The organism is Flavobacterium zepuense (assembly GCF_007097145.1).
Classification (GTDB): domain Bacteria; phylum Bacteroidota; class Bacteroidia; order Flavobacteriales; family Flavobacteriaceae; genus Flavobacterium; species Flavobacterium zepuense.
In genome coordinates, this window is sequence record NZ_VJVZ01000004.1 from 340,679 (window position 1) to 362,734 (window position 22,056).

Here is a 22,056-nt window from a genome sequence, read left to right on the forward strand (position 1 = left end):
TAATTATGATGAAGATACATGCTTTTTTAGAGGATAATTTACCTTCAGTTAGAGAACTTATTTCAGAATTTGAAATTGACGAAGAGTTTAGCTCACATGATTTTATTGAAAAGTTTATAGGTAAATTTGAATCAGAGTATATCGGCATGCTTGTGAAATATCAAAACTCTAATCAGGCATTTCAGACTGTTAATAGTCAGATAGATTTATATATGAATACAAAAAAAGAAATTTTAGGCATTTATAAAACTGATAGGAAAGCAAGTGAAAATGTTCGTGGGAGATTTCATGGTATACAGTGGTGGATGAAAACAAAACTTAACTAATAACATGAGCAAGACACAAGAAAAAAGGCATAAGATTTTCAATATTTATTCAAAACAACTACATTCTCTTGTTGATAATGGCTTGTCAGATATACAATTGAAATTCGAGAAAACATATATATGCCCGATTTGCTATAACCAATTTTCAGAAGCGGATTTAGATACTTCTAAAGAGAGCTTTTTAACGCTTGAAGATGCACCTCCAAAATCTCTTGGCGGAAAAGCAAATACACTAACATGCAATAAATGTAATAATGAGTTTGGACATACTATTGACTTTCACTTAGCAGAATACATAAACGAAGCCGATATACATGCATTTCTTCCAAATACGGGGTCACGGGTAAAAATGACCCATAAAGGCATTCGCGTGCAGGGCATAGTTAACGTGGATGCCGACGGAAAAATTACTATAACGCATATCGAAAAAATCAATAATCCTAAAGTTTTGAAGGACTATGTTGCAAAGACTGGTAAAGATGATATTGCAGATTTAGAATTTCCAGCTTCCAGAGTTGAGTTTAAAAAGTTTGAAATAGCGCTGCTAAAAACTGCTTATATCCTGGCTTTTGAAAAATTCGGATATCCTTTAATTTTAAGCAAAGCATTCGATATAGTCCGAGATCAATTAAGAAATCCCGAAAAAAATATTTACTCTACTGGATTTTGGTCAAGACAATCTGTTTTTAATAAATCCATTGCAGGAGTTCTTTTAATAATTACTCCCGGTTTTGAAGGGTTTCAAGCGATTTTCGTTCTCGCTACCGGAGCAAGTGAGTCTGGTTATGGCGTTTATCTTCCGATTTCTTATAAAACTGCGATAAGCACCATTGAAAATTTTAAGAAGCAAGAGGCGGGTTTTGGTTTAAAATATGAATCCTATCAAGAATCAGACTATTTCAATGATGAAAGCAATCAAAAAATGTGTGTTGCTTTTATGAATAAGCACAATAAATAGTTGTTATGAGAATACTTGACATTGACCTCGACTTTTTTTTGGATGAAATTGCGCACTTTCGAAAGAGAAATAATCAACGTCTCGATAAGCGCCGGTATGTTCCCTGGAATTCCGGTCAAGTTGAATGTTTTCTAGAGAAAAGCCTAGGACTCAATAAATCCAATCCAATACCGGGCTATTTATTTACACATCACGATGAAGTTTTCTGTTGGTATAAAGAGCAAATTGCAAGTGGTAATATACAAGGCGCATCGTCGATTCTCCATGTTGATGCACATTCTGATTTGGCTACAGGTATAGACGGCGCGTTTCTTTATATTATGGAAACAATGATGAGAAAACCAATAAATCTCAGACCTGATGTTTCCGATGCGACTGACTGGTCAAAATTGAACCCGGGCAATTATCTTGTCTTTATGGCGGCATGTGAATGGATTAGCGATTTAACGTTTGTAAAGCATCATAAATCAAATGAAAAATATAATCCGCTTTATTTTAGCGGCAATGATGCTGATAGCGGCAACATCCAGATAAAAAGTTATCAGCCCGGAATTTTAAAAAACCTAGCGAGTGGCACCAGACTGTTTGCTGAAATACATAATCATGAGCCAATAATCGTGGGGCAAGAGGTTCCTTTTCAAGAAATATCATGGTGCAATTATGGTACTGATGAAAAATTTGATTTCATTTTATTGACCCAATCGCCTAGCTTTACTCCCGCTACCGCCGATAAATTAATGGATGTCATCAAGCAATATATGGTTTTGTAATCGGCGCAAAAGAAATTGAACATTAATTAAGGCGACTTTAAGTTTATGATTGAGGATATTAAAAAGAACTACAGGAGAGCTATGAATCGTTTTTCCATTTTTCGATGGATCTTGTTAAAGGGCTTGACGATAACAATGATAACTTGAAGTTTGCGGTTGTAAATATGCAGGTAGCGTTAGAGTTGTTTTTAAAGTATTATTTTATAGCACGAGCAATGAATCACGGGTATTTAAAAACCTAAACACTTATCAAAAAGTCCTAGATAAAGTGTTTTCTAACCAAGATATTTTGATTACCAAAAAGAAAGTTTTAAAAGAAATTTCGGATTCAAGAAATGATATTGTCCACAAGGGCAAACATCACCAATGGTCGGACGAACTGGCCATGAATCTTATAAACTGCACCTTATTCATTCAAGTGGTGCTAAACAGGCATTTTAATACGAGCCTAATTCCAATATCTTAAAGCAATAATGAATTAAGCTCAAATTCTACGTGGCGAAAAGGGGCTGAGAGTTTCGCCAAGAACATTTCTGATCTGAATAAAACTTCAGTTTACGAATGTATTTATTGCTGTTCCAGAGCCATGGTTGATAAGAAGCTTTTTACATATGATGAGTTTAGCGATGAAGGCTTCCACAAGGTTAATTATAAATTATAAGAATCTATTAAACATGTGCAATATCAAAATACTTCACTGATTTGCAACAGCAATGGATGCTTTTCTCTCATCAATATTTTTTATGATTAGCTCGACTACATTTGAAATTTCTTTACGTACTTCTGTTGACCAGAATCTTAAGACAATCCAACCAGAATTGGTGAGGAAAGTCGTTACCTCTTTATCTCTCTCGATATTACGCTCAATTTTATTATGCCAAAAAGCCTGGTTAGATTTTATCTTATGTTTCGCACTATTCCAATCTTTTCCGTGAAAAAATTCTGAATCAATAAATATGGCTATTTTAAGTTTTTTAAACGTTATATCAGGTTTGCCGAAAACAGTCTTATTGTTTTTTCTGTAGCGATAACCTAACATCCATAAGGCTTTTGCAAGGGCAATTTCATCTTTGGTTCCCGAAGATTTAATTGCAGCCATATTTCTCGATCGCTGCTCTTTGCTTATTCTGTCCATATATTAAAGATAATTAAATGAAAGCTTATTCCAAAAGCTTTATATTTATAAATAAAATTTGATGCATAATAACGATATTTCTTACTGGATGCTAAAATCTGTCTCAGAGGTAGATGTGTCCTATAAAAGTAATGACGGATACAGTGATGAACTTGAAATAAAATACATGTACGATGATTCTGTTGCTAATCACAAACAAATTAATGCTGGTGACATTGCTGTAATTGTAAATAAACATATTGTACTTGGACTAGCCAAAATTTCAAGAATACTAACTTCTAAGAGCACTAAAGAACGTCGTCGATGTCCGTTTTGCAGGAGTACAAATTACGAGTACAGAAAAACAAGATCTCCACATTACAGATGTAACAAAGGTCATGAATTTGACAATCCACAATCTGAAAATATAGAAATTACACAATTTAGTGCTAATTACAGTGACTCTTTTCAGTTACCACTACAAAAAATAACTATTGATAAATTGAGACCTTTTTTTACGAATAACTATAATCGTAACATGTCAATGCAACGATTAGATAAACTTTTTTTTTCGGAATACATGAAAGAGGAGTTGGGAAAATTAAATAGATCGACAGTATATCCTGAAGCAACTGAGGCAGCTCATTTCTTGTCTGATATATCAGACAATAGTTACTTACCGGATAGAAATGATGAGAGATACAAAGTTTGGAAAGCTATCATGCAACGTAGAGGACAAAAGGACTTTAGAGATGCTTTAAGGAATACTTATGGAGATAAATGCATGATTACTGGATGTGAAGTTCTTGAGGTCTTAGAAGCTGCTCACATTAATCCCTATCGGGGTGACAAAGACAACCACATTACAAATGGCCTACTCTTACGATCAGATATTCACACTCTATTTGATTTAGATTTAATTGGCATTGAACCAGAGAAGCTTACTATTCATATTAATCTCAATATTAAAAGACAGGAATACACTGAGCTTTCAGGCTTGAAGTTAAAATTAGGTTTGACAAATTTAAAACCTAATAAAACTGCATTGCAAATTCGGTGGGAAAAATTTAAATTGATCGATATGTTATAAATGTGTCTTTTGAGTAAATTTCATGTTATGTGTATAAATTCACTTCATGAGTAGTTAATCCAGTAAAAACTATATTTATATTTGAGAATTATTGAAGAACTCCAATTCCTAACCTGGCAGTGTGCGAGGATAATTTCTGAAGGATATCTGCAAATAGCTTGTCTTTTGCGCGATAAATAATACTAAAACGCGTACTGTCCTTTAAATCATCTTCGATCAAAGTTTGAAAATGATAAAAATCAAAAATAAGCATTTGTGGCTTTTCAAATCCTTCTAATTGAATTGGATACAAAAAAGTATAAAAATTTTCCCCACCAAAAGCCGATGTCTTGATATTTGCATCATAGTCCATATGAAGACCGCCAACAACCCTTGAGAATTTTTTCTTTTTGCCCAGGGCAAAGTCACAAGGAGGAGTCATTTCAATGCATATTCTTCTCTTGGGTAAATCCTTATAATCTGGATCGGAATTCAAGTCTTTATCTGCTTTTTTGACTGTTATTGTTTTAATAAACATCGCCGATGACTCATCTTTAATTTCGTAAATGTTTCCTGGGATTGGGGAATCTTGCGCTAGATTGTGATTATCTAACATAAGAAGCGTATTAAGCTTCGAAAAGATAAGCTGCTTTTCTTCCTTACTGGCATTAAAATTTAATTTTTTAGGATCTGAAAACAGGTTGTCAATTTTGTTGAAACGATTGGAAATTTCGAATTGAAGTGAGTCCATCAAAGATTTAACCAAGTCCTTTTGTAAATCATAATTCCCAATGTTATCAGCAGGAATTCCGGTAAAATTTAAAGCTAAAGAATGAAGAAGAGGTTCTAAATTAATATATTTTTTTGGATCATTGTCGAATAGATCATAAAGCATTTTTATAGTGTGGTCTGACCCGCTTTTAACTGACTTGTTCCATTCGATAAATAATGAAGATGCTACATTTTCTTTTAACTTTTCTTCCACACCTTCCAGCAACCCTTCATAATTGTTATTCATATACAAAGTCTTATCTAATGCTACCGCGAAAAGGGGAAGTGTGAAATTATTAGTAGGTTTAAATATTCTGTTAATAAATTCAGTAAAATGTTCTGTATGTTTTGTCCAGAGAACTATACCATACGTTCCAAAACTCGTTCCAAGAACCTTCGTGAAAAGCGCGCGTATAATGTTAATATTATTGATTTCATCCTGACCATCTTCAAGGAAAAGATCTAAAAAAATTAATTTTCTGTTGTTAAATACAGATGTTTTCTCCCTTAGTTGGTCTGGAGTAAAGTGTTTGACCCAAATATCTTTACTATCTAAATATTCCTTTAAAGAAGCAACTTCCGCTTCTTTATCATCAATTATTAAAGCACTTGTAATAAAATTTTGTAGCATAGTATTTTTTTCAGGTTGTTGGCTATTTTTTTTCTTTAGGAAAACTAAGCGCGATGATAGCCTTGTTAACCCCATTTTTTCTAACAGGATCTGGAAAATCGATATCATTTTCATCTGTAATAAGTGTTAGTTGACCTTTCATCGCCTTCATCATTTCATTAGCAACATGCAAGCCTAAACCTGAGCCGATATTACTAGGCTTTTTGGTCTGGAATGGTTGAATTGCAACATCAAATGGAAGCCCAAACCCCGGCCCGTTATCGGATATAATGATTGATATAAATCCAGAAATTTCTTCAGTTAAATATATAGATATAAATCTATCTTCTTTTCTGGCATATTTTAGCCAGAAAATGGCATTATCGACAATGTTAGTTAATACTGAAATCGACTCGGACTCGGCATAATAGGCCTCGAGGTTACTATCCTTCCAGTTAGATATGATACTGATCTCATGGTCAATAAATCTGTAAGAAAAGTTATCCAGCACAATTTCGATTATCTTATTCAGTTTATTTAGTTTTATATCGGATTTTTTAAGCATTGCAGAATAACCCCGTATGATTTTTTCAAGGGAGAGAGAAAGTCTCGTTGATTTTTCCTTATCATTTTTTCCGATACTGTCAGTAAGTTCTGAAATAAGTTTTTCGATTTCATGAATCACAATTCCAAGATTAAGGCCTGCATTGGCACTTTTAATCAATACATCTTTTACTTCCCTATATTGCTCATTAATCCTCGATAAATACTTGAGAACCTCTTGTTTTACCTCTGGCTCCCTAATCTTCTCTTCTACAATATTGATTACATCATTTAAATCAGATAGAACTGGTTCTATAGCCCTATGCTTTTTGTAAAGCGTTGACAAAAGAGCCTTATCCTGATTTCTTTCTCGGACGACGAGACTCAAAGCGTAATCAACCGCTTGTACAAAATTGAAATATGAATCGTCTTCAATAAATCCTTCACGATTCGTTTTTTCAACGAGCCCGAAACTTTCTGCGCGTTTTAATCTAACTGATCCAACAATTATATTGTTACTTACATTTCCCCCTACACGTTGAACTCGTCTAAGGTCAATTCCAAGCCAGTCGTTGTCTCGTTCTCCATAATTATAAACTCTTACTCCATCACGGTACACTCTTATACCACCATTTTCAGAAAGATATTTCTTCAGTGCTGTTTTCTCAGTATTTACAAAATTAAATATTTGCGCATCAGTATCGAAAATAATAATATCAAACTCGATTTCACCAATTTTGCTTTTGTCAAGATTTATTGGGATAAATTCGTCACGCTTATCACCAACAGCTTTGATAGTTTTATCTGCCTCAATAAAATCTTGCAACGTAACTATTCTGCCTTGGTCTACCTTATCGAGTTTTTCCCAAGGCTTAAACTCATATTTAAATTCTACAATTTCTGTTCCGCGCATTTTGCAATGTCCAAAGTAAAGAGCACTTGACTTGATATCTTCAAAATCAGGTAAACCTTCAAATATATTATTGTTACTAGATACAATCACATTAAATGAATCATTCCCGTCAGAAAACGGGCTGTTAAGAGATGTAATATTTCGATGAACCTCTCTCAATTGGCGTCTGTCCCAATTTGTTTTTAGCCTTTCAACTATAAGTTTGACACCGGTTCCAGTGGTAAAAGTTTTCGGAATTGTGTTTTCAATTAAATCAATTGCAAAATCAGTTATAGATTTTGCAGAATATAACTTTGTCCAGTCTATGCGGAGTTCGATCTCTGTACTATCTTTAGTTTTCGTAATGAGGGTGATTTTGTCGCCTAATTTGTGTACACCAAGTCTTCCAATTCCTTTCTCACCGAGTGGAATCCTTCCGCATTCATTTAATATCAGATTTTTCTTCTTATTATCTGTTCCTACCACAAGCCAAACTTGCTCAATAGTATCCCTACTCATCCCAAACCCATCGTCTTCTATTGTTATCCGGGAAAGATTAAGGTCTTCAAAATGAAAATCGACAATACAATGTTTAGCGCATGCATCATAGGAATTTTTAATTAGCTCAAAAAGAGCAATGCTTTCATTTTTAATTAAATCTTCTCCCAAGTGAGAAAGAATTCGTGGCGATATGGAAAAATTTACTTGCATTGGTGATTTTGTATAATTGCCTCCCCAATACATTGGGCATATTTTGGAGGAACGGCATTGCCTATCATTCTGGCGGTATTTGAGATACTTGTGGTTTTAAAAATATAATCTTTCGGAAAGGATTGTAGAGTAGCGCCTTCCCTTAGAGATAATGCTCTGTTCTCTTCAGGATGGGCGAACCTTCCGTTTGAAATGCTAAAAAATTTAGTGGTTATTGTGGGAGATTGTCTATGCCACCACATTCTGCCATAAGTATCTTTAAAATTTGTAATATCATTTTTATGACAGTCAGGGGCTAGTATTTCATCATTTACATAAGCCATTCGATCACCACCATCTTTTTCAGTTAAATGTAATCGGTCAAGATTAATTTGCTGTAAACCTGCTACTGTATGCATAAAAGCAGTATTATCTTTATGACCCGCATTCACTTTCTTAAAACCATTATGCTCACCTATTACGTCATAGACTGTTAGTTTTTTTTCTTTTGAACGTACTGGCTCAACTTCAGATTTCGTCACCCTGTTTGCTATTAAAGTAAAACGTTTTCTGTTTTGGGCAACTCCGTAATCTGAGACATTATGTACATCGAAGTGTACTCTGTATTTTTCTTTTAGCCATATAATAAAATCCTCTAGACCACTTTCCTCCTTTTTTCGTAGAACTCCTGGAACATTCTCAACTACTACATATCCAGGATTAAAATATTCAACGAATCTTCTGAATTCTATCAAAAGATTTTTAGATTCTTTGGATTTATCTTTATCAGTATTAATAATACTCCAAAATTGACAGGGGCTGCACCCGATCAGAATCAGATTATTGTCGTTGCGCTTGAGATTCAATTTCTTCTCAAGTACAGTTTCTTCTAACGTAAAGACGTTTGCATGAATAAATTCAGCGCCATTTATATTCGCTTCATAAGTTTCTTTACAATTAATATCGTAGTCGATACCTGCTAAAATATGTATTCCGGCTTTCTGCATACCAGAACTCATACCGCCTCCTGAACAGAAAAAATCAACTGCTTTTAAACTTGCCATCAAATAAGATTTTGTATAGTGATATTGTGTTTTACTCAATATATCAACAATTACTGCGTAAACAATGCGCTAATGTAATTAAAAATAATATGTTGACAAATTGTTAAAGCAATCAGTTATTCTAGCAATAGCATAATTTTAAAAAGATAATGTTACAAACATAGGTTCCATACAAATGTGGTTTCGATTGAGCTGGCACAAATTAATTGGAAATAAATTTCGCGATAGCTTTATACGCAAGGAGTTGGAAATAGTACAGAAATAATTAAATAGTATTTTACAAAGCAGATCTGCATTAAAAAGGTTAAAATAGCTACATTAGCTAAAGCAACATTTGACGAAACTGAAAACATCCTCAATAATAAAGCTGATAAATTGATAGTGTTTTAAGCAAATTATTGATGGAATATAAAAGTCACTCTGAAACAATTTAATTTACCAAAATTTATAATATTCAACTATGGAAAAACAGTGTAAGTGGCATTTTAAGGAAGAAGGTGGTAGAGATGTAGGGCCTAATGATCCAGTTGATGAAAAGTTTAAAGGCATGCCTTATTATTCCATAGTTAGAGAAGCAATTCAAAATTCTCTTGATGCTGTAAGAGATAAGAGTGAACCTGTGAAGGTAGATTTTAAATTTTCAAAATTAAACAGATCAGATATGCCCAATTTTTTTGAATTGGAAAAACATATTATTCAATCTCAAGAATATTACAATGATAATCCAAACGCAAAAAGATTGTTTGCAGGTATGCTCAAATATCTAAATGACGATAATCCAGGTGAAAGAAGGTTAGAAATTCCATGCTTAAAAATCTCTGATTATAATACCTACGGAATGACTTATGTTGAAGGTATAACCACTTCTCCTTTCTATGCCTTTTTAAGGGCGGGCGGCGTGAGCTCGAAAAATCAAAGCTCTGGGGGATCGTTTGGTTTTGGGAAAGGAGCGTATTATACTTTATCCCCAATTAAAACTATTTTAGTGTCTACAGTTGATGAGAATGACAAAGCTTTTTTTCAAGGCTCAACAATTTTAACCACACACAAAGATGTTAATGGCAATAAATTAACAGCCTACGGGTATTATGATAATAATAATGGCGAACCTGTGAATAATGCAGAAGACATTCCCGAAATTTTTCAACGAACTGAAAAAGGTACCGATGTATTAATTATCGGCTTGTGGCCAGAATTTGAAATAATAAATTTAATGGTCAAGTCAGTCTTAAACAATTTTTGGCTTTCAATTCACGATGATAAGCTAATTGTTCAAATAGACAATATTATTATAAAAAAAGAAAATTTGGAACGAATAATCGATGACTATTTTAAAAATGAATTCGAGCATGGAAGTGCAAATGAAATAGAAACTTGGAATCCAAAGTCATACTATAAAGCGATTAAATATGCATTAAACAGTGATCAGTTTCAATTATTCGAAGAAGAGTTGGACACTATTGGTAAGGTAAGACTGTATGTATATTTAGAAAAAGGTTTGCCAAATAGGGTTTCTTATTTCAGAACTCCAAGAATGGTTGTATTTAAAAGGACGAATCGCAAGGTTAATGGATACGCAGCTGTTTTTATATGTGATAGTAAAATAGGAAATGACATACTCCGTTTGATGGAAAATCCAGCCCATAATGAGTGGAAAAAGGAAAATTATCCTAAAGAAGAGGGCTCTGTCAGTAAAATTTCAAAAAAAGCTGAAGCTGCAATAGCTGAGTTCATAAATGCGAAATTAGATTCTCTTTCAAAAATTAAAACGGGAAAAAAAATTACTTTTATAGGACTTGAAGAGTACCTGTCCATACCAGAAGATTTGCTCGAAAAAGAAGAAAACTCCGAATTTGAGGGTATGAGTGCCGACAGCTCTTCAGGCAAGCGAAGTAATGACATCACAGATGAAGAAACTGGAATGATTACAAGTGAGATTGACAAATCGCCAGTTATTAAACCAAAAATAAAGTCACATCCAGAAATAACAAAAGAGTTTGATATGGATGTTGACATCGATGGAGAAAATAAGGTTATGACCGGAGGAGGAGAGAATGGGGACGGTAACAGTAACCAATCAGATACCCATGAAAAAAAAGGGAGTCCAAATTCTCAAGGGGAACAAAGTAAAACTCTAATCAAGATTGATTTTAAGGTAGTGGCGCAATTTGAAAATGAAAAATTATATCATAATTTGATTATTAACACTCCAACTAATGTTTCTTTTGCCGAATTAGAATTATTAGTAGGTGCAGATAATGACCGAAGTGACGGTATCCAGTTGACTTATACCACTGTAGGAGAGACTTTAAACAACATAATCAAAAAGGTTCCTCTAATCGCCGGTAAAAATTTAATCAAAGTTTGTTTTGCAGACAACATTAAGCATTCAATAAAATTAAAAGCATATGAAATTCACTGAAATATCTTTTCCGCATCCAGTTTTGGGAGTTTTAGATGCGATTGATAGTAAAATTAGTCTTTTCCCAGAACCTGAAATAAAATCAAATGTGGATTTTTACCATATTACAATATTTTTTAATCATGATAACAATGATTTATTAGAATTAATTAAGATAGGAAGCGCTGAATATTTTTGTGATGTGACCTGCTCTAATACTCTTTACAGAAAAATATTTACATCTAAAGATGGAAGGATGGAATTCGAAATAGCGAAGAAAGCTGTAAGAGGTCGTGTCGAATTCACCTGCCTTATATTAACGACTGTAGATATTGACTATACAAATACAAATTCTCATGTAGACTATTACTCCTATATCTTCAAATTAGACCAAGGTGATGTGTTGGCATATTTTGGAGAATTTGATTTTGATGCAGATATTGTATATGAGAAACTTAAAGCAGTTACATCATTTATGGAAGTTGTGGAAAATGAAAATTTAACCTTTCCATATATAGATTTGAAAAAAAGTAAAATAGAAATTCAATTACCCTCCCAAAGCTTTAAAATTTACTGCAATGACTTGATATCTCAGGAAATTAAATATTCTCCTATCTTTCACTCTTCCTTTGTTCTCAATGCATTGCTCATTGCTTTGTATAATTTTGATTCTCATAGAGACTTTCTATGGGCTCGTGTTATTGAATATCGCTTAAAAAATGATTTTGATTTGTTGGCTTTATCAATACAGGAAGTAGAAAATATTCCAGAGATAGCGCAGAAACTATTAGGAAATCCTTTTAATCGTTTATTGGAAGGCTTACTGCAAATATCTGAATCAACAATTGAAAACGAATAATAGATGGATAAACAATTGATTTTTAAAAGTAAATACTTGAATAAACTAAAAGGAGAAGTACAATCAGGATTATTAATTGATCACTATAAAAGTAATCTTTTCATTTATGATAAAACTCAAACTTTAATGCTGCCTAATATAATAACTGCTGCTGATCTGGCAGATCAGCTTGATGTAAATGATGATTGTAAAACGGCGATACTACTGTATGAAGCTTTTAAAAATTTAGAACCAATTCAGGCATCTGACGAAAGATTGTGGACATATTTAACACATGTTGATTTATACTCATATATGATACGACGATGGGATGCTGTATATAATTCTTCTTCAAAAGATGAAGCAAAATATATTTTTGAGCATTGGTTCTTGCAATCATCCTCACAAAGCAGTCTATTACGCCATGCTTTAGCAGGACTATGGTGGGCTGTATCTCTTTCTGTCGAAGAAAATAAAGGACCAGAAAAATATGATTTAACTAAGATTTTATTTAGACAACTTGATTTTCCTACTAGAACTCTCGGAACTTATAAATTGGGCAGGCATAAAGAAGCAGTTATTGGCATATTAGAATTTATAAAGGAAAATGATGATTTGTTTACTACAAATTTTGAAGATAAGACTAGGTATATTACTAAACACTTAAATATAATTGGGGGTGTAAAACCAATATCTTATTACAAGAGAGATTTTTTTAAAGCAGAATTAAAAAAAATAACGTTGTCTATTCAAGCTTTGTAAATTGACGTATAAGGATTTTTACTTTAAATTATTTGTAATAATAATTATTTTTATTGATAATGAATTTTTTCATGGAAAGAATTTTGCAACTAAAAAGAAGCCATTAACTAATGCAGAATTTTGAGAGGCAAAAATTAAGAGAAATATGGAGCGTGAGGTTAATGAAAAATTATATTTTGATGGCTGGATTGTTTTGAGATTCTGGTCAAAAGACGTTCGAAATGATATCAGTTGTTATCAGTGAAATTGAAAAAGTTATAACAAATTATAAAAATAAACATGTCCGAAAAATTTAAGTTTCCTAATGCCGGAATTCATATCGTTGCCCATAAAGTAGGAGAAGCAGATTATTTTTTAGAGCAACTTAAAAAGTGTCATTCATGGGATCAGGAATTTGATTATAATTTTAGTGCATTCGTGTCAGCGATGAGGAGCATTACATTTTCCCTTCAGTTTGTTATGAGTAAATATCCTGGGTTCGATGAATGGTATAAAATCAGGCAGGAAAAATTGCGAAGTAGTAAATTGGCCAAAGCATTTGTTGAATTTAGAAATCATGCGCAAAAAACTGGAATTATTCCTATAGCAAAGGAACGCAGTTTCAACGAAGGCATTTTTTACGAAACGACGCAATTTTATGTTCCGAAATATTCTGAAACAAAAGGAGTGCCTGACGGTACTGTTAAAGAATTGTCGGAACGGTGTCTGATTGAAATTCTTACTGTGGTAGCTGAATGTTACAAAGATTTTGATGTGTATATAGACCCAAGGGTATTATTTACAGAAAGAGCACTTGAAAAATTAAACTGGACAATTGAAGATATTGAAGAAATGTGTGGTTTCCCACGGGGTTATACTAATATGAATTTTAAAGACGACACGTTTAGTAACGAAGAAATCAGACTGAATCTACTTAGGAATCATGGTGGCGACGAAACATTACAAATATATCTTGATAAGTATATAAAGTAATAAATCCACGTATGTTTGATGAACTGATAAATAAAATTAAGAATTCTGGGACCGCAATCTTTTGTGGAGCAGGAATATCTTATCATTCGGGATTGCCTCTAGTTAATGATTTAATAAAAGAAATTCTTGATGTGCTAGAGGTTTCTGTTATGGATGCAGATGCTCTGGCATCTTCGACAATGCCGTTTGAAGGATTCATTGAGGCCCTAAATAATGAGGTAGATGTTGATGAACTATTATCAATTTTTGAAAGAGGTGAACCAAATTCGACGCACTACCTAATCGCAGGTCTTGTCAAAAATGGAATGGTCAAAACGATTATGACCACTAACTTTGACCAATTAATTGAAAAGGCGCTTTTGAAAGTTGGATTTCTAAATGGTAGTTATAAAGTATTTTCATCAGAGGAGGAATTTGATAAGATAGATTGGACTTCAGAAGACATTAAACTTATCAAAATCCATGGTTGTGTTTCTGATAAAGATCAGATGGCAATTACACTTAGTGCTGTTGCAAATATGGCACACTGCCAAGGTAGATATACTGCTATCGAAAACTTTTTCTCAAGCAATATTAATCCAAACGTTATCATAATGGGTTACAGCTGCTCAGACATATTTGATATATCTCCGAGAATTGAAGAAATCACATCCAATAGCAGCGAAGTCATTATTTTTGAACACAGTAACGCAGAAGTCAGTAATGATGAGTTAATAGGTTTAAAGGAAATTAAGAATCCTTTTAAACGTTTTAATGGGAATAGACTATATTGTAATACAGACAGTTTTATTCGTGAAATATGGACTGCATTACTCAATAAAAACTATTATTTTACTACCGAATCAACTAACTGGAAAAATGATGTAGAGCGTTGGTTTAAGCGTGTCTTAATGATAAATCAACCTTATATAAAGAATATACTGGCGGCGAGGATTCTCTATAATATTGGTGAATATCAACTTTCAATTCCACATTTCGAAAAAGCCATTGCGGGTGCGCATCTAGATAGCAACCAAAAAATATTTTATGGTGAAATGGGAAACCTAGGTATGGCATTTAATGCGTTAGGCAGGTATGGGGAAGCAAAACTATGTCTTGAAGAATCAGCTGTAGTCAGTCATCATTTAGAAAACACACAAGGAGAAATCGCTCAACTACAAACTTTAGGCAATGTTCGCAGAAATCTCATGGATATTGAGGGTGCGATACAGGCATATAACAGAGCGATATATCTGTCAGAAAAAACAAATGATTTACCATCGCTGTGTAATTCCTTGGGGAATATGGTCTCCATTTATACTGGATTGCGACAACCCGATAAAGCGATTACAATTTTAAATAAAAGTCTTACAATTGCAATTGCTATTGGCGATAAACAATCCGAAGGAAGTATGCTCTGTAATATGGGCATTTCGTTGTCTCAGAAAGGCAATATTGAGAGAGCTAAATTTTTCATAAACAGAAGTATTGATATTAATCGACAAATTGGGGATAAGCAAAATGAATGCATGGGATTGCATAATCTCTCAAACATTAATATAAAAGAAAAAGATTTTGACGAAAGTATCAATAACTCAAATGCTGCGTTGAAAATTGCATCGAAAATTGGAATAAGACAGTTACAAGCCAGAACAAATTATAACATGGGCGTCTCCTATTTTTCTAAAGGAGATACAAGTATTGCTTTGTCATATTTAAACGAAGCACTAATTATCAACCTTGAGCTATACGGCAGTAACCATCCTCAATTAGTTCCAATCACTGAGGCGATTTTTAGAATACAAAACTTTCCAGATGATATAGATTACATTGTTAAAAAGTATTTTCAGTAGTTAAAGAAAAAATTGATTTGTATTTGCTAACTAAATTTTGATCAATAAAATTTGATTTACGGATGGATTCATAGAAATTTCCGTAAGTAAAATTACCTATATTGATTATAATGGCATCTTTGGTCAGCAAACGTAGCCGATAATTTTAAACTAATCACTTATAGTTTGCAGCCGTAAATAAAATCGGAGATTAGTCATATTTATGCTAAAATATATATAGCAAGATATTTAAAAATTTATTAGAAAATAAAGTTCAATATATTGCACAAGTTTTGTGTGTTTTTTTTAATTTTGTAGATATTAATAGAAACGCTTTAAATATGAAACCTATGCAAGAAGGGAAGATAGTAAAATTCCACTCACCATTAGAAGGAGAAAATCCTGAACAGGTGTATGTCATTTTGGAATTGCATGAAGATGTTGAAAGACCCCGTGCAAAAATTCAGGCTCTGAATACAGGATTAGCATTTCCTCCGGTAAATACTGTCCCTCTTGAAGATTTGGAAGTAGTTGAAGTTAATACCTTAGATTTAATCGGTCATTTTGTTACAATTAATAAATCCGACTATTCACAGGTAAAAGGAAAAGTAGTAAGTGTTAGTGAACAGAAAATTAATTTAGATCTTTCACGAGGAGTAGAAGGTGTTGAAACGAATGTGTATTTAACGGTTTTGGATAAGCAGGGCGTAGAACATATTGGTACCTTATTTGTAAATTAGTTTATGAAAAGTTCCGAAAAAACAAATCAGGAATTAATTAAGGATAACCGTTTTAAAATTGGGACAGCTATAAGAGAAATTAGAGAGAAAAGGGGCTACAGCCAGGATCACCTTGCAGAAATTATGGATGTTGATCGTTCTACAATTTCAAAAATTGAAAATGGAAAATTCAGTTTTAGTATTGACTACCTGACAAAAATTTCCCTTGCTCTTGAATTTGAATTAAAACTGGTTGATAAAGACGTTTAACGTTCTTTAATATGAGGTTAGACTATTTGTCTGTTTATTAATTAGGGTTCAGTTATACAATCATTTTGACTTTTTTCCTGATTAAATTTGACACCAACATCAGTAAGCTTTGCATAAAACAATTAGTGTTACTAATATAAAAATTGATTATATGATTACAGAAGTTTTAAAAATAGAAGACGTTTCAGAATTTTTTTCTGATTTGTTCCAGGAAGGTGCCAACGCCCATCCTGACGATGATTTTAACGATTACATTAATTATGAAACAAAAGAGGCTACTTACACCTTACAAGAAGCTACTTTAAGAAACAGATTAATGAATAAGTCATTCGAAATCTGTGAAGATGCTAATGTGGATATATATAACCTAATGATGGAATTACATTTAAAAAAATCTGGACTTGATCATTTGATACCTTTACCTTCGCAAGGTTATCCGGGCGAAAATTAGTTCATTTTAAAAAATCTGTGTAGTGCTCTATCTGTGCACAACTTATATGCGAGGTCTATTTCATGGATCATATATTTAAAGAGGTTTTATTGAGCTAAATTATTTAGACCCCTAAAACAAATATTTATAATAATTTTTTCCTTTCCATCCTTTCTCTGGCCTCAGCCAAAATACTATGTATTTTATTTTCCAGTTCCTTTTTAGAAGGTAGTTCAGTCCAATATTCCGCGACCATTATCCCATCTTTATGCATTTCCAATAATTCTATTTGTTCCCTGCTACTTTCAGCGCAAAGTATCAATCCTACGGGCGGCAGTTCACCTTCTGCTTTCTCATATCTGTCCAGCCACTTCAGGTATAACTCCATCTGTCCTTTGTGCCTGGCTTCAAACTTACCCAGTTTCAATTCTATGGCAACAAGCCGTCTTAAATTACGATGATAAAACAGAAGATCAAGGTGAAAATCCTCACCATCAATAATCATTCTCTTTTGTCGCTCAACAAAAGCAAAACCTTTTCCTAACTCCAATATAAATGCTTCCAGTTCCCTCAGGATTGCCTGTTCTAAATCCTTTTCCAAAAAAGTATCCTGCAATCCTAAGAAATCTAAGAAGTAGGGATCTTTAAAATTATTTTGAATATTCTGCTTACCAGGGTCGATTTGTAAATTTGCTATAGCGGTACGCTCAAATTCCTTGGTGGCAATCTTTTTACGCAAATCCCGAACGCCTAAAGCCTGGTTTGCAACTAGGGTCGCGTAAAATAATTTGGCCTCGGTGTTTTTTATAGGCAAGAGGGTCAAAAAATGTGACCAGCTCAATTGTCGTGACAGTGTCACGACAATCCCCTCGTCTTTGAATTGTTCAGCAAACTGTAACATTCGCCTGAGGTTTTTTTCCTCAAAATTTCTACCGTATTTTTCAGTTAATTGTCGTGACAGTGTAACGACAATTTGTTTTCCATATTCTGCTCTGCTATTATCAAGCGTACTGATATTTATTCGATTTCCAATATGCCAAAAAAGCATAGTAAGCGTGCTATTGGCCTCTGAAACTAATTGCTTTTGACTATGTTCAATTAGTTGGGAAAGCTCTTTTAAAAGTTTATTACCGATAGTATTTATATTTGCCATGGCTATGTAGTATACAATTGTAAAAATAAATGAAATTGATTTAATAGTATCCTTATAGCTACTTTTTTATGACCAGGTAAGATAAGCCTGGGTCATTCAACAATCGCTCCATCTCCGACTGAATAATTTCCTGAATGTCCTGTTTTACCTGTAGATAATTTCGCTGTACCATAGTATTATCCAGCTTGCGAATTACCTCTATGTCTTTATAGCCATCCGCTTCAATTTTCAGCGCAGCATGGTCATTAAGTATCTCACAGTGAAAAGCCTTTAATTCAATTTTATTCTCAGGGTCATCTGCTACCATTCCCACAAATTCACCTGAGCTTAATGCAGATATCTTTGATGGTGGAATGGCCGATTCCAACTGCTTAGAACGGCTGATAGATGTGTCGCCGCTATTTATTGACAAACTTTCCCTGTCCTGCATAATCTTACCAAAACGTTCGGACAGTTGCTTGGCCGTATCGCCGGTAACCTGGCCACTTAAAATATTGCCAGTAATATTCATGATTACATCGGCCTGTTCACGTCCGTAGTCTTTCCGAAGCTGGCTGAAATCCTGAATTCCTAAGCAAGTAGAAACCTTATTACTTCTGGCTGTCGCAATTAGGCTATCCATATTGTTAAGGTAAATAGTTGGAAATTCATCGAATATCAGGCTGCTTTTCTGTTTGCCTTTTTTGTTCACCTGCTTTACCAGCCGGGTTACATATAGTGACAATACAGCACCGTAGATTTGTATCTTCTGTGGGTTGTTACCCATACAGACAATCTTTGGGTCATCTGGGTTATTAATATCAAGAGTAAAATCATTCCCGGATAAAACATAATACAACTGAGGGGATGATAGCCTGGCCATTGCTACTTTAGCTGAAGCAATTTGTCCCTCTATTGCTCCATAACGTCGTTTAAATAGGCATTCACAAATGGATTAATCAAAACCTCTATTTCTTTCTCTGTCCGTAGCAATGTAAACAGGTTATCATAATCTACCTGCATAAGTTCTATTACATGGGGTAGCGTGCAGTATTCACCATCACGGTACTTGCATAAATACCAAATTATTGCCGTCAAAAAGTTAATAGGTGATTCCACAAAGAAATCGCCTTGCTTCTTAATCCATTCCCTATTGAGCCCCATTAGGATTGTCCGGGCTGATTCGGCAGCGTCAGTAATGTCGGTCATAGCTGAAGGTTCAAGGGGGTTACAGCGGTGAGTACGGGTAAGGTCGTCGAAATTAATAACATAAAACTTTGGTGGCTTAGGGTAAAGATGTTTGTATTTCAGCCATGTGTTATAAGCAATTTTAGAAAGATCATCGAACTTAAAATCATACACAAACATGGTAAATCCTTTTTTTATATGCTGTGTAATTACATGGCGAATTACAAAATAAGACTTGCCGGAACCCGGTGTCCCTAACACCATTAATGCCCTGAAAGGATTGATGATGTTAATCCAGCTTTTTCTTATTTTATCTTTCAGGTAGTACTGCGCAGGCAGGTTAATAGAATATTCATTTTCCAATAACCGCTCTTCCTGAGGGAAGGTTTCGTTTTCCTTATTAAAAATATCCTTACTATTGTGCCTGTTTTTTATAATCCTCGAAAGCAATGTGCCTCCGGATAGTATCAGCAGTAAACCAATTGAGGTAATTGCCATATACAGCATAGCAATGGTTGTTATGTTTGTGTTTACCAGCAATGCGAAATAACTTATGAAGTATACTGACATCCCTGTGATCAGGTATGCAAATGCAGTTTTGTAGCCCAGTTTTTCATCCTTCCTTCCTTTAGCGCCCAGTAAGGAAATCAATAAAAAGCCTAAAACGATAAATTTAGATTTATGAAAGTTAGTAAACATACCTGTATTACGTATGTTACCTAACAGGCCATCACTAAAGCTGCTCGTCCATCCCCAGTTATAAAATGCATTGTAACAGTAATAATAAAAATGTATCGTTAGTATAACTATGCTGATTAGCCTGGTCATATCCAGGATTTTTCTAAGTGCCTGCTCGTTTTCTCCGGTCTGCATTGCCATGATATTAAAATTTAAGACTTATCTGAAAATCCTTTTCGTTTTTTCTTCTTCTTTTTACCTTTTAACAGGCCAGACACATATTCGGCGGCTTGTTCAGGCTGCATCAGCACTTCAGTAATTTCCATGAAACCCGACATAGATCTTGATGGAAAATTATTTTTTTCAGTGTATATTTTAGCTTCCTGCTGTTCTTGTCGATTTGCTTTTTTCTCTTCAGGCGGATGCGATTCTTTTTTAACTGCACCAGCATCACATCGTTCCTGAATAGCTTTGGCGCTATATTGTTTTCCCAATGCACTGCCATTGAATACGCATTTAGTTTTATGATCCACATAAGTAATCCCATATATTAGTCCCTCTGAATTTTCACGAAGTATGGTGTTTATACCCTCTTTATCAAGTGCTGTTATCAACTCCTTTAGCGATAAAACTTTGTTGCCTAATAAAGCCATATCCACCGCATTCCTTACACGAACTTTGTGAGGTATCCGGCCTGATTGATTCTCTGTGAATTTGTTTTCCAAGAATTTTAACGTAGGCCTATTATAAAAGTCACTTGCTTTTATCGGCACGCCGATAGGTTTGCCTTCTTCATTGAGTATACTGTATACCAATCCATTTCCTTTAAAAATACGTGAGTCTTCACTTCCCCGGTCGGCCAGTACATTGTACAGTTTCAATACTGCATTAAGCTCCGGCAGGCTGGTATAGTTATAATTAGGGAGTATTCCATCAAGTACGCTGGTAATTGCTTTCTTTGACTCAAGCCTGCCATAGCGGATTTTACCCATTGAAATTGGCTGTAACTGATATTGTTCATTTTTTTTTCGCCCTTCTGCTTTGACTAATTTAAAATCCTGCTCAATTTCCTTCCTTGCCTTTTCAGACTGGTTCCGCCCGATATTCTGCATATCAATTCTGCTTCCGTCTTCTCTGATTTTAATGGAAACCAAATGAATATGTGGATGTCCGGCATCGTGGTGCTGGTATACAAGATAGGGCTGCTCGCCAAAGCCAATTTTTTCCATATATGTATCGGCAATCTCCATTAGTTTCTCTTTTGGCAAATCCGATTCTGAAGGGTCAAAATTCAGTGAAATATGTACGCTGTTACGTTTTACATTATCATTTAGGGAGGCCTGTTTTAACAGCCTGTTCAGCTTCATAGCAATGTTCATCTTGTCTGCATCTGCCGGATAATTTCCTTCACCGATGCATTTCGCAACTCCAGCCTTAACCTTATTTTCATTATAGTTGAAGATATTGTGGATAGACCGCCCGGTTTTTATGATTGCAACCATTTTTCGGACACTTTTAGAATGTGATGTTTCACCTCCTCGATTTTATTAAAAAGTATTTTACGTTCCAGCTCGTAGCCAATTAACCAGTCTCTAAATTCGGCAATCTGTTGTAGGGTATGTAATTTTTTCACGACTTGGTTAAAGTTGTTGCCAATACCATTAAGCTCTTTTTTCAACCGTATCGTTTCAGCCATAAGCTCATCCAAGGACTGATTGCGGAACTTCCATTCTGCGGTTTTATCTAGTAAATGCCTGCGGGCATAATCACTCAGTTTGCGGCAGGTTGACTTACTAAACTTCCTGAAAATTTTCTCATATTCATCTGGCTTTAACCGTATATGCAGCCATCTTGTGCGGTTGTTGTTTTGCTTTTCCATAATTCCTTGCTTTTCATCACTTTCAACAATATAGCCTTGCATCAGCACCTGCCCACGACTTCGGAGTAAAGGGCAGCCAGATCGGTTGTGATACAACCGGACATCTGGCCGATTGCAGGAACGTTGCAATCTTTCAGCCTTTTATATGCCTTTTAGAAAATTAAACACG

General features: G+C 34.3%; 19 protein-coding genes and 1 pseudogene. 12 read left to right on the forward strand and 8 right to left on the reverse strand.

Annotated elements, in window-relative coordinates:
* Positions 1–5: 5 nt before the first annotated feature.
* From FMM05_RS08605 to FMM05_RS08615, 3 genes are read left to right on the forward strand one after another with little or no spacing between them, the layout of a single operon-like run.
* Positions 6–326 (forward strand): hypothetical protein, encoded by a 321-nt coding sequence (locus FMM05_RS08605; protein ID WP_143372935.1) that lies wholly within the window; start codon positions 6–8, stop codon positions 324–326.
* A 4-nt stretch (positions 327–330) separates the two neighbouring features.
* Positions 331–1,284 (forward strand): hypothetical protein, encoded by a 954-nt coding sequence (locus tag FMM05_RS08610; protein WP_143372936.1) that lies wholly within the window; start codon positions 331–333, stop codon positions 1,282–1,284.
* Between the two features lie 5 nt (positions 1,285–1,289).
* Complete coding sequence (locus FMM05_RS08615; RefSeq protein ID WP_143372937.1) at positions 1,290–2,054, forward strand: peptide arginase family protein; 765 nt, start codon at positions 1,290–1,292, stop codon at positions 2,052–2,054.
* A 694-nt stretch (positions 2,055–2,748) separates the two neighbouring features.
* Here FMM05_RS08615 and FMM05_RS08620 read toward each other — a convergent pair.
* A complete protein-coding gene (locus FMM05_RS08620) occupies positions 2,749–3,189 on the reverse strand; it encodes a very short patch repair endonuclease (protein ID WP_143372938.1) in 441 nt (146 codons plus the stop codon).
* Positions 3,190–3,250: 61 nt separating this feature from the next.
* Between FMM05_RS08620 and FMM05_RS08625 the strand changes: the two genes are divergently transcribed.
* Positions 3,251–4,258, forward strand: coding sequence for an HNH endonuclease (locus FMM05_RS08625; RefSeq protein WP_143372939.1), 1,008 nt, complete (start codon positions 3,251–3,253; stop codon positions 4,256–4,258).
* Positions 4,259–4,346: 88 nt separating this feature from the next.
* Here the strand turns inward: FMM05_RS08625 and FMM05_RS08630 are convergent, their stop codons facing one another.
* The 3 genes from FMM05_RS08630 to FMM05_RS08640 are packed head-to-tail and all read right to left on the reverse strand — an operon-like array spanning position 4,347 to position 8,807.
* Positions 4,347–5,714 (reverse strand): hypothetical protein, encoded by a 1,368-nt coding sequence (locus tag FMM05_RS08630; RefSeq protein WP_185965535.1) that lies wholly within the window; start codon positions 5,712–5,714, stop codon positions 4,347–4,349.
* Positions 5,662–7,722, reverse strand: coding sequence for an ATP-binding protein (locus FMM05_RS08635; protein WP_185965536.1), 2,061 nt, complete (start codon positions 7,720–7,722; stop codon positions 5,662–5,664). The genes FMM05_RS08630 and FMM05_RS08635 overlap by 53 nt, the downstream gene beginning before the upstream one ends.
* Positions 7,723–7,754: 32 nt before the next feature.
* Complete coding sequence (locus FMM05_RS08640) at positions 7,755–8,807, reverse strand: DNA cytosine methyltransferase (RefSeq protein ID WP_143372942.1); 1,053 nt, start codon at positions 8,805–8,807, stop codon at positions 7,755–7,757.
* Positions 8,808–9,267: 460 nt separating this feature from the next.
* Between FMM05_RS08640 and FMM05_RS08645 the strand changes: the two genes are divergently transcribed.
* The 8 genes from FMM05_RS08645 (at position 9,268) to FMM05_RS08680 (ending at position 17,031) form a co-directional block, all read left to right on the forward strand.
* Entirely contained in the window at positions 9,268–11,229 is a 1,962-nt protein-coding gene (locus tag FMM05_RS08645) for a hypothetical protein (protein WP_143372943.1), read from the forward strand.
* Entirely contained in the window at positions 11,216–12,067 is an 852-nt protein-coding gene (locus tag FMM05_RS08650; protein ID WP_143372944.1) for a hypothetical protein, read from the forward strand. The genes FMM05_RS08645 and FMM05_RS08650 overlap by 14 nt, the downstream gene beginning before the upstream one ends.
* A gap of 3 nt (positions 12,068–12,070) precedes the next feature.
* Positions 12,071–12,808: a DUF6339 family protein gene (locus FMM05_RS08655; RefSeq protein ID WP_143372946.1), complete on the forward strand. Its 738-nt coding sequence runs from the start codon at positions 12,071–12,073 to the stop codon at positions 12,806–12,808.
* Positions 12,809–13,087: 279 nt separating this feature from the next.
* A complete protein-coding gene (locus FMM05_RS08660) occupies positions 13,088–13,780 on the forward strand; it encodes a hypothetical protein (RefSeq protein WP_143372947.1) in 693 nt (230 codons plus the stop codon).
* Positions 13,781–13,791: 11 nt separating this feature from the next.
* A complete protein-coding gene (locus tag FMM05_RS08665; RefSeq protein WP_143372948.1) occupies positions 13,792–15,612 on the forward strand; it encodes a tetratricopeptide repeat protein in 1,821 nt (606 codons plus the stop codon).
* Positions 15,613–15,932: 320 nt separating this feature from the next.
* Complete coding sequence (locus FMM05_RS08670) at positions 15,933–16,331, forward strand: hypothetical protein (protein ID WP_185965537.1); 399 nt, start codon at positions 15,933–15,935, stop codon at positions 16,329–16,331.
* 3 nt (positions 16,332–16,334) lie between these two features.
* Positions 16,335–16,580, forward strand: a complete 246-nt coding sequence (locus tag FMM05_RS08675) for a helix-turn-helix transcriptional regulator (RefSeq protein WP_143372950.1) — start codon at positions 16,335–16,337, stop codon at positions 16,578–16,580.
* Positions 16,581–16,731: 151 nt separating this feature from the next.
* A complete protein-coding gene (locus FMM05_RS08680) occupies positions 16,732–17,031 on the forward strand; it encodes a hypothetical protein (RefSeq protein WP_143372951.1) in 300 nt (99 codons plus the stop codon).
* A gap of 124 nt (positions 17,032–17,155) precedes the next feature.
* Here FMM05_RS08680 and FMM05_RS08685 read toward each other — a convergent pair whose 3' ends face one another.
* The 4 genes and pseudogenes from FMM05_RS08685 to FMM05_RS08700 all read right to left on the reverse strand — a co-directional run bounded on the left by FMM05_RS08685 (position 17,156) and on the right by FMM05_RS08700 (position 21,887).
* Entirely contained in the window at positions 17,156–18,163 is a 1,008-nt protein-coding gene (locus tag FMM05_RS08685) for a PDDEXK nuclease domain-containing protein (RefSeq protein WP_143372953.1), read from the reverse strand.
* 58 nt (positions 18,164–18,221) lie between these two features.
* Positions 18,222–20,203, reverse strand: a pseudogene (gene mobC / locus FMM05_RS08690) (conjugal transfer protein MobC).
* Positions 20,204–20,220: 17 nt separating this feature from the next.
* Positions 20,221–21,510 carry a relaxase/mobilization nuclease domain-containing protein gene (locus FMM05_RS08695; protein WP_143372954.1) on the reverse strand — a complete coding sequence of 430 codons (1,290 nt, stop codon included), beginning with the start codon at positions 21,508–21,510 and terminating at the stop codon, positions 20,221–20,223.
* Complete coding sequence (locus FMM05_RS08700) at positions 21,495–21,887, reverse strand: plasmid mobilization protein (RefSeq protein WP_143372955.1); 393 nt, start codon at positions 21,885–21,887, stop codon at positions 21,495–21,497. The genes FMM05_RS08695 and FMM05_RS08700 overlap by 16 nt, the downstream gene beginning before the upstream one ends.
* Positions 21,888–22,056: the final 169 nt, after the last annotated feature.